This is a genomic window from Deltaproteobacteria bacterium, assembly GCA_029860075.1.
Classification (GTDB): Bacteria; Desulfobacterota; JADFVX01; order JADFVX01; family JADFVX01; genus JAOUBX01.
In genome coordinates, this window is record JAOUBX010000038.1 from 1 (window position 1) to 12701 (window position 12701).

The window sequence follows — 12701 nt, forward strand, 5'->3', positions numbered from 1 at the left end:
GTTGAGTTCAACAAGTTATTCTGGAGTTTCCCGATAACACTCCTTTTTGAGTATTATCCGTCTTTTCTATCAGTGTTATTTAATCATTCGGCGTATGGCGCAGGCTTATACGGCCTACAACACCGCCACAAAAAGATATTATTGCAATGACAGTTGCAAATATAAAGAAGGAAACCAATACACCAAAGAAAGCCATGTAGCCTTGGTTCTGGACTGTTTCAGGCCAAAATATTTGAGCTAGCAGGAAGATGCCGCCTTTTACAAGGAAGTACAAGGAAGTACAAGGAAGTACAAGGAAGCAAAGGAAAGGAAGGGGTCAGACTTGACTATTGACTTTCCTGAGCCTTTGACAAAGAATTTATCACTTCTTCAACTTCCTTTTCCAGTTCTTTTTTCTCTTTCAGATGCCTTGTAATGACGGATGGGTCTTTTCCTATAAAGGTGGCAATTTCACTTCCTTTATATCCATATTCATTTGATACAATACTGAACAGCTTTTTTCCTTTCCTGCTGTTTTCAGACTTACCTTTTCCTCTTAACTGTTCAATGTCAACGCAAAACATCCTTTCCACTGCAATTGCAATCTCATTCAGGGTGTATTCCTTCGTCATTCTCTTCTTTTCAATTACTCTTGACGATTTTTTTATCACCTCATCAATGAAAGCTTCATTACCTAACAGTTGTTGATCAACAGTTCGATAAACATCCTGCTTCTCTATTGTCTCTGCGTCGCTGATAAAGCATTGATAAAGTTCTCGGGCATTTGATCTCTTTATCGAAAAAATGCCCAACACATCATCAGCATCGATCAATTCAGTTTGTTTGGTCTCCCCTGTGTATACCTTATGAGAACTCCAACGATAATCTTTAACATCTTTCACCATCCCGGCCCTGACGGGATTGAGATGGATATATTTCAACAATGACAGGAGGTAGGCATCCTTCTCACATAGAATTGCTCTGTACCTCCCCTGGAAGAGGTGACCTGACAGATTGTATTTTTTATTGAAATAGAGCGTAAAGCTCTGATTGATCCCCTGAAAAATCTTTGAAAGTGATATGCTCCCCGTTTCGACCAGTAGGTGAACATGATTGCTCATTAGTACATAAGCATATAGGTTAAATCCATACCGTTTCTTATACCGGGTCAGTATCTCCAGGTATTTACGGAAATCTTCTTCATCTTTATATATATTTTGCCGCTGATTACCACGGGTAGTTACATGGTAAAAGGCCCCTTCGAATTCTATCCTCGGCTTTCTCGGCATGTAACCAACTTAACAGTCATGGACCACTAAGTCAATAGTCAAGTCTGACCCGCTTTTCGCTTCGCTTTTCGCTACCATTACTAAAATACAGACTTGTTGCACCATCTGCCAGAGAAACAAGGGTAAATGAACCTTCCACAAATCCCGTTTCCATAACTATTCCCCACAGAGGATAAGTAAAACTTTCTTTCGAAAGTCCAATATCATTTGGATTCAGGCTAAAAACCAGATTTCGAAGGTCGGCAAATGTGCCTTTTTTATCATTTGCTTCTAACATGAAAGGCAAGGTAACTGCAATAATCATTGTTATTAGTAATAGATACTTCTTCATATACTATCCTTTAGTTATTTGTAGACTCGTACTCCTTTAACCTTTAGCAGGGCACCACCGACAAAGCGGAACCTAAGGCATTTAAAAAAGCATTGATAAGCTCTGTTGTTACTCTTACCTTGTTGAATATAATGTCGCAGAAGAACATGAACAATACCCCCAGTTTACTCTCTTGCTCTTCATCCCGTTAATCCCGTCTGAAATTCTTTTTCTTGACAGCTTCGCAGCGTGCGTCATGCACACAATATAAAGGTTAATATTACCGTGCACATGCTGCAACTGCGAACCCATCACTTTTGATAATACCCGTAACCAGGGCGGGGCTGATGTAGCTTAGGCATGTTCATATAAAAATAACTTAATTCAAGGAATTAGTTAGCGGCAAAAGGGGACGTAACTTGCCCTACGCTTGCTGCTTTTGAAAAAAGCCCCCTTTTCCCCTCACTGCTACTTCTGCTTTTCTCTTTCCTTCTCTATTTCTTTTTTTATTTCCAGAAAGATGGATTCCATTTTAGGAACAAAATCTTTCATCATCGATTGGGATATAAGCATCGAATCTTTCATAACTTCCGGCATTTTTTCTATCATGGATTTCCCCGTCTCACTCTTGTAAAAAGTAATCATATCCTGTATTTCTTTATCACTATAATGTTTCATATATACATCTATCATCGGGCCTTTCATTTTCTCCCAGTTCATCTCCTGCCTCATAATCGAAACATATCTGGACATGAATTTATTAAACATTTCTTCTTCCGAAGGCTTTATACCCAGCTGCCGGGACATGCCTTTCATTATCTGATCCATCTGTGAATACATTGAATCAACCATTGTGTCTATTTTAGTCAGCACCAGTAAGGCCTCAACCTTGTGCCTCTTATTTAACTCTCCCGAATATGCAACGGCTGGAAACACCAGTAATACAATAATTACAACCCATCTTTTCATGTTATACTCCTTACGTTTCAATATATTTTTACTCTTTAAAGAAAGAACCGGCAATCATCACCGGTCCGGGCTTTACACTTTTCCTTCAACTCCCCTTTCCTCATCTATCTACTCTCCACAAAACTTTTTGCCACTTGTTTATACATTAATCGGCTGAACTTTGCAAAGGTAATAAATTTAACCTCCCTTATGGGGCTTCCATAAATGAAGTAACATAACCTTCAGCCCCGATAAATTCAGCTTCGGTTTTTACCGGGCTAATCCCTCCCACATATTTAAAGAAGGGCCTCGGAAAAAAAGTGGTCCAGGGCATAGTTGGCTATTTTAAAGAAGTAAAGGCATCAAAGAAGAAATAAATAGAGAGGGAAAAGGGAGGCTATTCGCCTTAAATTAACAGCGAGTATATTCTTCCCTGAATGAGGGCCATAATGAAAATCCCACATTCCGCTAAAATGGAGAGATTCTGAATATGTGGGATTAATAAAGATAATCGACACTACAGGAAAAAATCACGGCGTCAAGGTAGCTATTGTGGTACCAGTACTTGATGAAATCATTGTTTGATGTCCTGTAATAATCGAGGCTCCCCTTAATGACGTAACGCTTCAAGTCCGGCCTTTCAATCGTGTAGATAAGGTTTACCCCGGCCATGTAAGAGTCAAAGGCTGAATATTTGTAGTCAATAGGTACGTATTTTTCGGTTCCTGTGTAGGCGCCGATATCTTTTGTATAAGCCGTATCGGATTGCCGGTATAACCTGAGCCGCCCTCCAAGGGTATAATTATCCCGCAGGTCCCTGTAGACTTCCGTATTAATCGTATGAGAGGTAATCTTCCAGTCGTCACGGTAGTAGCGATAACTGAGGTTCAGGCTTGTGGCCCCGCTTAACGCCTTTACCACCCGCAGACTATAAGCCTCACCCCTTCTTGACGCGGGAAGGCTTTCTTCAATCAAAGGAAGCGGCGTGGGCTGCTCTATGAAACGATAGGGTGACGCCAGGTAACCCCGGGAATAAATGTTTGAATAGCCCAGCTGAAACTGTACCGTGGGTGATAAAAATTGTGTTATCGACAGGTCGGCCTGAGTCCCTTTTCTGTCATCACGGGGCAGGGTATTAATCTTCCACCTGTCCGATAGCGTGGAAAGGGCTATCGCCAAAGATGTATTTTGCCTATTAAGCTGACGCACATAATTGATAAACAGAGAACGTCCTGAATAATCATTCTCCTCAGAGAGGTAACCGCCAAGAATCAGACTGTTTTCCCTGTCATCATAAATCCCTGATAAAGAAGCATAAGACCTGTAGCTTTGCGATTTTTCAGAGGGGCCCCTGTCTGACTTGTTTGAAGATGACGCAGCGGTTATAGCGTCTACACCGCCATTCACCCCGATTGCAAACTTCTCTTTTATTGACTTAACCATGCCCAGTTTATTGGTAAGAATAAACCCTTCGCTATTATCACGGTAAGCATTTAAAGAATAGGTGACTTTTTCCTCAAGTCCTTCGGCATAACTCAAAATCGTGCCGAAAAGCAGCAACAGGATGGCCAGAAGGGAAGTTTGCTTCATCATTTATTTACACCCGCATCCACCCTGGAAAGAGCTTCCTCCACCCTGAGAAGCCTCCCGGATACTTAAAATATGTTCCTCATATTCCACCTTCAGGGGCATGGGATTTAAAAGCATCTTGTCCTTTGAAAAGGCCTCTTTTTCATAAGGCTTCACTCTTTCCAGGCGGCTGGAACAAGCCGGGGTCAAAAGCAATAATAATACAATGGCTACTAGACGATTCATCATTTTTCTTTAACCAGATTTTCTATCTTTGCCTTTAAATCGTTAAGGGACGATTCTTTTAAGGAACCATAAAAAGATTTGATTATTTTACCCTCCCCGTCTATCAGGTAAGAAGCCGGTAATCCAAAGGGATTGTAGTCTTTAGCAATCTTCTTGTCCTCATCCATAAGAACAAGAAAGTTGACCTCTCTTCCTGCTTTCTTTTCAAGCTTTTTTAAGAATTTAAGGGAGTCCTCCTCTTTCCTGTCAACAGAGGCAGCGACAATAAGGAAATCTGCCTTGTTATATAATTGCTGAAAATAGATAAAGTGGGGCATCTCTTCCTTGCAACCGCTGCACCAGCTTGCCCATATATTTAACAAAATAACCTGTCCCTTAAAATCAGAGAGGGAATACTTTTTCTCCCCTCCAAGCTCTCTAAGATCAAAATCCATGGCCATGTCCCCTACGCCGGGAGCCGCTTTAAGGGAAACTGAAAAGAGGCACAGTATAAAAACAAATAAAAGGATAAAGCTGTTTTTAGAAACTATATTGCATTTGCCCTTTTTCATCTCAGACCTTGCAAATCAAATATTCCCGCCGAAAGTTCGGCACAAAACTCACTTATTATATCAAACTCAATTTAAATAGCAACGCAGTACTAGCAATTGAAATTTCAGGACAGAATTCCGGGAGCATAATGCTTAATTACCGGGAAGGAAGGACAAGCCTTTTCTTGCGGCCCTTATCCTGCCAATCCCGCCTGAAACAAGCTTTTAATTTCTTTTTCTCATTTTTCTAAAGGGGAAAGTGGCAGGCGACCTTGTGAACATCATCAACATTTTCAAGCAAAGGTTCACTGTCAGGATCGGTGCAGAGGGAGGGCCGCCCCCTGGCTTCAAATACAGGACAACGAGGGGAAAAGCGGCAGCCCCTTAAAGGTCTTTCAAAATCAAAAAGTCCCTGCAGGCTCTTCGATACCTTCGAGGCTTCTTCGCTCTGTCTTTCAACGAGCGACGACCAGAGTATTTTCGTATAGGGGTGGCGCGGTGCATGAGCAATACGCCCGGAAAGCCCCGTCTCTACTATCTTCCCAAGATACATGACGGCCACCTTGTGGCTGACAAGCTCCACAATGGGAAGGTCGTGAGATATGAAGAGATAGGAAAGACCGAGTTCCTTTTGCAGGTCTTTCAGGAGGTTTACCACCTGGGCCTGAATAGAGACGTCAAGAGCGCTTGTCGGCTCATCGGCGACAATAAACCGGGCGCCGACGGCAAGGGTGCGGGCAATTCCTATCCTCCGCTTTTCACCGCCGGAAAGCTCGTGGGGATAATTGGAAAGCTTGTTTTTTTTTATGTTCACCTGTTCCAGCAGTTCACTAATCCTCCGGGAGACTTCCGAGTCACTCAGTCTGCCGCCGATGCAGACGGCTTCCTTGAGAACAGCTCTGATCCGCATCCTGGGATTAAGGGCGGCGTCGAGGTCCTGAAAAATCATCTGCATCTGACGCCTGTAAGGGCGAAATTCCCCTTCTGTGAGATCAACAATCTCCTTTCCATCAAAGTTGATGCTCCCTGCCGTAACAGGCATCAGTTTTAGTATGGACTTGCCGATCGTCGTCTTCCCGCAGCCCGATTCCCCCACAAGCCCCATTGTTTCATTCTCCTTAATATAGAAGGAAACGTCATCAACGGCGGGAATGGTCCCCGTCTCTCCGCCAAAGGGAGTAAAGAACCTTCCTGGCTGAAGAAAATGCTTTTTGAGGTTTCTCACTTCAAGTATCGTTTTGGACATCTCTTCCCCTGATAATCGGTTTTTTACTTTTAGCCCGCATTTGGCTCCCGGCTTTCGGAATTGTAGAGCCAGCATCTCACCTCATGACCGGGCGACACAGCCCTCAATTCCGGTTCCCGGGACCTGCACTTTTCCCTTACCTTCTCGTTAATGCGATTACACCGGGCGTAGAACCTGCAGCCATTAGGTATGTTTATCGTATCCAGAACATCCCCCTCAATGGCTTGCAGATCGATTTCCCCATTGATATGCTTTTCCGTCGGAATTGATGCGAGCAGGGCTGCCGTATAGGGGTGCTTTGATTCAGTCTCAGTGGAGAGCAGTCCCCTTGCCGGCCCCGATTCCATGACTTTTCCCCCGTACATGACGGCCACCCTGTCTGAAAGACGGGAAATGGTATTGATATCGTGACTGATCAGCATGGTAGTAATACCGAGTGTCGACTTGAGCTCCGCAAGGAGATCGACGATCTTCGATTGTATGGTCGCATCGAGACCCGTTGTCGGTTCATCGGCAATAAGGAGAGAAGGCTCCGACGCCAGCGCCATGGCGATCATCACCCGCTGACACATCCCTCCCGACAGCCCGTAAGGATAGGTGTTGTATCGCAGCGCCGGTGAATCGATTCTCACCTTCTCAAGCCAGTAGAGGGCCTTTTCACGGGCCTCCTTTTTCTGATTAATCTCAGTATTTAGCAGTATGGACTCCGTAATCTGGCTGCCTACCGTCATAAATGGATTCATGGACGCCTTCGCGTCCTGGAAGATCATTGATATTTCTCTGCCCCGTATCTCCTTCATGACCCTGTCTATTTTTTTTTGCCAGCCCCCATTGTCCTTTTGCAGCGCCATGATCATGCCGTCAATTTCTTTTACCTTCACATAATTATCAAGATTGTGGAGCAGGCTTTTTAACATTCCACTGGATTTAAATTCCACAGCGCCGCTAATGACGCCCGGCGCTGCCTCGATGAGACCCATAATGGACTGGGCCGTAACACTCTTGCCGCTCCCGCTCTCACCGACAATACCCAGGGTTTCTCCCTGATTTATGCGGAGTGTGACGCCGTCTACGGAACGGATGAAAGCCTTTTTACCGCTTGAGTAAAAATAGGTTTTGAGCTCTTCCACTTTTAAAACCGGCGTTTCGCTCATCGTCCTCTCTTCCTCTCCAAAACATTATTCAGCCCGTCGCCAAGAAGATGAAAACCCATGATGGTAAAGAGTATGGCAAGAGCCGGCGCCGTAGAGGGCCAGAATTTCCCCTGCAAAAAGTAGTTTGAACCGGACTGCACCATGTTGCCCCAGGAAGGGACGGGCTCCTGAACGCCGAAACCGAGGTAACTGAGACTGGTCTCCATCAATATGGCCTCGGCCATGCCGAGCGTTGCCTGAATTATCAGAATGGACCGGCAGTTGTTCCACAGAACATGCCTCACGATAATATCGCCATTGGAGAGACCGAGCGCTATGGCTGCTTCAATAAAATTTTTCTGTTTGAGAAACTGGATTTTCCCCTTTACAAGAAGCGCAACGGCAGGAACATTGGTGATACCCACAATGATCATAATGTAATAGATATCAGGCTTGAAGGCAGCCACAGTTAGAAGAATAAGGACAAGGCGCGGAAAGGAATCGATGAGGTTTGTCACATAGGTAATGACCGTTTCAATCCAGCCCTCCTTAAAACCGGCCAGCGTTCCCAATAGAGTACCTAAAAAAAGCATGATCGCCACAGCCAGCAGGCCGGGCAGAAAGTATGCCTGGATGCCGACAATCAATCTCGACAGGATATCCCGCCCCATATAATCGGTTCCCAGTATGTACCCCGATGTGCCGGGAGCGGCCATAAGGAGATCAAAGCTCATTTCGTCGGGATCGTGAGGAAGCAGCTTAAATGTGCCCAGGAGATAAGAAACCACTACAAGGATGACAACGAAAAGACCATAGCCGATATAAAGGAGGTCCAGCTTGTCTGTATTCTTCCAGAAGGGGAGGTCTGAAAATTCGCCTATCTCCCTTGAAGTCTGACTGTATTTCTTCATTAATGGGTCACCTTTTTATTAATGTCCTTTTGACGCCCTGGGATTAACCATGATATAGACGACCTTCTGCATAAGACTCCCAAAACGGACGATGACGGCGGCAATAATGGTAATGCCCATAATGAGCGGATAATCCCTGTCCTGCGCAGCCTGCCATGCCATCCTGCCCATGCCGGGCCAGTTAAAGACCTGTTCCACGACGACGGCACCACCGAGAATAAAGGGAACCTTTGATGCAATGATGGAGGAGACAGGGATAAGGATTCCCTCCTTAAAAGCATGACGCCATACCGAAGCTCCCTTTGCACGCGCCGTCCGGATATAATCTTCAGAAAAGACCCTTGACATTTCCTCACGAAGGTAACGAACAATTTCACTGACGGTTCCGTTGCCGATTCCAAGAACAAACATGGGAAGAATAAAATAGAGCCAGCCGAACTTCTCTGTTCCCGAAGAGCCGAAGGCAATAGGGAAGAGCCCTAACTTACGGGTAAAAACGTAGATTGCGATATAGCCGAGCCAGAAAACAGGAAGCGCCGAAATGACGTAGGCGAAGATGGTAAAAGACCAGCTCAAAACGTTAACACCCCTTCTGGCAGAAAAAAGAGCAATGGGAACAGCTATAATTAAGGTGATAAACATGGACCCGACGGTGAGATAGAGTGTATTTATGCCCACCCTGACGACCTCGCCCAGCACAGGGAGGCCTGTTCTTAAAGAGGTCCCGAAATTTCCGCTGAGCATGCCTGCAAGCCAGGAAAAGTATTGTCCATACCAGGCGGTTGACGCTTCTGCTGCTTTCTGCAAGGATTGCCTTGCCCCATCATCAGCCATTTGCTCCTTTAAAAGGAGAGAGAAAGGATCGCCAGGCGAGAGGTAGAGAATAATAAAGACAACAAAACTGACGCCAAGGAGCAGCAGCGCCGTTATTCCAAATTCTCTGGCAAGCAAAAGGGCAACCGGTTTTATGGCGGAAATTTTCATGACATATAAGCTTCTGTTGAGGTTGTTTGAACCTGGAAAAAATGTTGGGCGCCCATAGCGAGCGCAATATATGGCGTTCACAGCGCTTTTAAAAACCCCTGGCTTCACCCACAGACGAACAGACATTGAGGGGGAAGTACTGTGCAATCAAAAGCTGGCGCTACATACTGTGATGCCACTACTTTTTTCAGGTTCAAGGGCTTTTCAGTACTGAAAAGCCCTCTTTTAATTATCCGGAAACGCTCATTTCTGCTCCTCTTTCGGGATGTACCATCCGTCGGCAAAAGAGAAGAACTTGTACGGGTGGATCGCCACATGCCTCAATTTCCTGTTGTAAGCGGCATAGTTAGTCAAAGTCCAGAGGAAGGTATAAGGGGCTTCTTCCGCTATAAGGGCATGAAGCTTTCTGTTGATGGTCCGCCTCTTCTCATGATCGAGCGTCAGTTTACTTTCCACAATGAGACTGTCCACTTGCTGATTGGAATAGGCCGAAAAATTGTTTTTCCAGGGTCCTATCTCAGAGGAGTGAAAGAGGGAGGATATATCGGCAGAATCATCAAATACCCATGACGCAAAAATGATGTCGAAATCATGCTTTAGGAAAACGTCCTCTTTCCAGGACAACCATTCCCTGAAGTCGACCTTAATATGAACACCGATCTTTTTAAGATAACTGCCGAAGGCGAGAACGACCCGTTTGACGGCCTCACTCTCTTTTTCAATGGGGACTTTAAGGGTAAGGCCAAGCCTGTTGCCGTCCTTCTCCATAATACCGTCACTCCCCATTTTAAATCCCGCCTCCGTTAAAAGGTCCTTCGCTTTTTGCGGATCGTAGGGGATGGTCTGCACATCCAGGTTATAGGCCCAACTGCCGGGAGCAAAAGGCCCTGAAATGAGCGTTCCCTGCCCATTGAAAAAGGAGTCAAGCATCTCCTGCCTGTTGACTGCATAGGAGAAGGCCTTCCTGACACGCTTGTCTGAAAGCACGGGATTGCGCATATTGTAGCCGAAAAACGAGTAGGAGAGCGCATTGTAAGGTTCAAGGACAAAGCGCTTGTCTCCCTGGATTTCAGGAATAATACGGGGATTAACAAGTACCATCATATCGATTGCGTTAAACATGAGCGCCTGTGACATGATGTTCTGATCGGCAAAGGGCTTGGCAATGAATTTATCGATATGAGGACGGCCCTTGAAATAGTTTTCATTGACCATAAGAATGACTTCCCTGTCGGAAGTGATATTCTTTATCATGTAGGGTCCCGTGCCGATAGGTTTATGCACGAAGGGATCTTCCCGGGTCAGGTATTCCGGGTTCACAGGCCCATGCCGGGGAATAACCTTGAAACTGAATTTTGCAAGGGCATTGAGGACGGGCCGCTTCAATTTAAACTGAACCGTATATTCTTCCAGCTTTGTCGCACTGGCAATAAATTCGTAACGCACCTTTAAAGCGGTGATCGTTTTGGGATGCATCATTACGTTAAAAGTAAAGACAACATCGTCGGCCGTGAGCAATAGTTTTTCTTCATTCTCATCCTTCGGATGCCAGGTAACGTCCTTCCTGAGATAGAAGGTATAAAGCAGTCCATCTTCCGATATGTCCCACCTCTCTGCAAGTTCGGGCACTATTTCCTGTTTTTCATTAATCCCCACAAGGCCGTTAAAGACAAGCTCACTGATCCTCAGCGCAATCATGTCATTACTGGTAACAGGATCCAGCGTTGCAGGTCTGCCGTATTCAGCGTAGTTCATCGTTCCACCGTCCGGTCTGGCGCCACTTTCTTCACTTGCTGCCGCCTGGGGAAACATGAGCAGCAAGACACCGGCAGCCATTAATAAGGAAATCCTCTGTAATTTTTTCATAAACTCCTCCTCCAACGTTATCTATGCTTCTTTTAATATTAAACAGCCTCTAAAGTGTTACTTGGTTTTCATCGGTGAACTTCAAATCCCCCCTCACCCCCCTTTTTCAAAAAAGGGAAATAAATGTCTTCCCCGTCGAACAAGGGGGATTTTCTCATTGAACACTATTTAAAATATCTTTACATCTCCCGCGCTTTTTTGTTCAAGTGAATAGATTCCCTGCATAACAACCTGTATCTGCCGAAGGGCGGAAAACTGCTTACTCATTTCAAAATATATTTCAAGGGCCTCGGAAAACTGCTTTGTTTTGTAATAGGCCTCGGAAAGGGAGACAAGCAAAAGGGGAGCATTGAATTCGATCCTGTTTTTATTCCCCTTATCGCGAACGGACTCCATATAAATAACGGCATTTTTGTAGTCCTTCTTCCCAAGATAATGACTGCCGATAGCAAAGTTAAGAGCGTAATGCTTTTTTCCTTTCTTTTGCGCTGCCACAGCCAGCGCCTTTGAAAAGACCTGGGGGAAATCGATTTTTAGCCTGTTGCAGGCAAAGAGGACCTCTGCAAGGAGATCAGCATTGGCCTTTTCTTTAGGGGAAAGGTTATTCCAGAAAGAGGTCAGCGCTTTTTTGTTTCCTTTCCTGTAGCTGTTGTATGCCTGCCTGCTTCTGGCCTTCACCTTGAAAGGTCCGGGCATTCCCGCTGACGATAAAAAGGAATCCGTTACAACAATTGATCTGTCAAGGGAACCAAAGGCACTATAGGCTTCACCCAGATAATAGGCGGAGGGTCCTTTGACCTTAGCGTCTGTTGACGCCTTGTCGAGATAATGAATAGCCGCAGCGCCATAGAAAAGAGACAGGTTTTTCAGCAGGTCGATATCATAATAACGAATTACCTTGTTTTTTGCCGCCCTCTCTTCATAGGAATAGCCTTTCAGATCGGAAAGGGCCAGCAGGGCAAGCCCTTCATCGACAAGCCCCTTGTCGGCATAAACACCGATAATATTTTTTACCATTCGCGCGGAAGGCCTTCCTTGCCGTTTCTTTAAAAGTTGAAGCGCTTTTTTACAGAGTGAAACCGGTTCAGGCTTGCTAATTCCAGCCTTAACGTAAATATGGGCAAGTTCCGACAGCAATTCCGGGTCGGAACCCGGCAGGCGGGACCAGACTGCTTTTGCCTTCTTTTTCTTCCCTTGCATAAAGTAGGCAAGGCCGAGCTTGGCCCTTGCAATGTCCCTGTATTTCTTCGGTGTTTTTTTATAGCCAATAAATTTACCGAGATAGGCGGCCGCTTTCTTCGACCGGCCCGCTTCCAGAAAAGCTTCCCCCAGATAGAGCCTGATGAAACGGCTTTTGTCCTTGCCCGATCTTTTAGAGAGTCTTTCCAGGTAATCATTATGCAGCGTGAGCGAGAGCTGGTACAGTTTGTCATGCAAACGGGCATTGTTCAGAAAGATCATGCCAAGGGTGAGGTTTGCCGCGCCACTTTCAGCCGGTTTACTTTTACTCACATGGGGAAGCAGCATACCCGCCGCATCCTCATAATGGTTCTTTTTGTAGAGCGCCAACGCTCCCTTCACCGGATCTGTCGCTGAATGGGCAGGGAATACGAGGGCTGCCGAGATCATTACAGATAAAAATATTTTCATGCTTGCTCCTGGGCTATCAATTATCAATTACAATTATTAA

Annotated in this window: 12 protein-coding genes; all 12 read right to left on the reverse strand. The window is 45.3% G+C overall.

The genetic code is table 11. The annotated features are described in order from the left end of the window. Positions 1–326: 326 nt before the first annotated feature. On the reverse strand, positions 327–1268 hold the full coding sequence (locus OEV42_12140; protein ID MDH3975021.1) for a transposase: 942 nt from the start codon (positions 1266–1268) through the stop codon (positions 327–329). Positions 1269–1299: 31 nt separating this feature from the next. After that, entirely contained in the window at positions 1300–1599 is a 300-nt protein-coding gene (locus tag OEV42_12145) for a hypothetical protein (protein MDH3975022.1), read from the reverse strand. A gap of 447 nt (positions 1600–2046) precedes the next feature. Beyond that, positions 2047–2547: a DUF2059 domain-containing protein gene (locus tag OEV42_12150; protein ID MDH3975023.1), complete on the reverse strand. Its 501-nt coding sequence runs from the start codon at positions 2545–2547 to the stop codon at positions 2047–2049. 477 nt (positions 2548–3024) lie between these two features. Further along, positions 3025–4119 carry a DUF3570 domain-containing protein gene (locus OEV42_12155; protein ID MDH3975024.1) on the reverse strand — a complete coding sequence of 365 codons (1095 nt, stop codon included), beginning with the start codon at positions 4117–4119 and terminating at the stop codon, positions 3025–3027. Beyond that, positions 4120–4344: a DUF4266 domain-containing protein gene (locus tag OEV42_12160; GenBank protein ID MDH3975025.1), complete on the reverse strand. Its 225-nt coding sequence runs from the start codon at positions 4342–4344 to the stop codon at positions 4120–4122. Beyond that, a complete protein-coding gene (locus OEV42_12165; protein MDH3975026.1) occupies positions 4341–4892 on the reverse strand; it encodes a TlpA family protein disulfide reductase in 552 nt (183 codons plus the stop codon). Before OEV42_12165 ends, OEV42_12160 begins: the two co-directional genes overlap by 4 nt. 226 nt (positions 4893–5118) lie before the next feature. Continuing rightward, entirely contained in the window at positions 5119–6117 is a 999-nt protein-coding gene (locus tag OEV42_12170) for an ABC transporter ATP-binding protein (GenBank protein ID MDH3975027.1), read from the reverse strand. A 29-nt stretch (positions 6118–6146) separates the two neighbouring features. Beyond that, a complete protein-coding gene (locus tag OEV42_12175; GenBank protein ID MDH3975028.1) occupies positions 6147–7271 on the reverse strand; it encodes an ABC transporter ATP-binding protein in 1125 nt (374 codons plus the stop codon). Further along, complete coding sequence (locus OEV42_12180; GenBank protein MDH3975029.1) at positions 7268–8161, reverse strand: ABC transporter permease; 894 nt, start codon at positions 8159–8161, stop codon at positions 7268–7270. Before OEV42_12180 ends, OEV42_12175 begins: the two co-directional genes overlap by 4 nt. Before the next feature lie 18 nt (positions 8162–8179). After that, on the reverse strand, positions 8180–9145 hold the full coding sequence (locus OEV42_12185; protein MDH3975030.1) for an ABC transporter permease: 966 nt from the start codon (positions 9143–9145) through the stop codon (positions 8180–8182). Positions 9146–9388: 243 nt separating this feature from the next. Then, positions 9389–11011 (reverse strand): ABC transporter substrate-binding protein, encoded by a 1623-nt coding sequence (locus tag OEV42_12190; GenBank protein ID MDH3975031.1) that lies wholly within the window; start codon positions 11009–11011, stop codon positions 9389–9391. A gap of 168 nt (positions 11012–11179) precedes the next feature. Next, positions 11180–12661 (reverse strand): hypothetical protein, encoded by a 1482-nt coding sequence (locus tag OEV42_12195; GenBank protein ID MDH3975032.1) that lies wholly within the window; start codon positions 12659–12661, stop codon positions 11180–11182. Between the last annotated feature and the right edge of the window lie 40 nt (positions 12662–12701).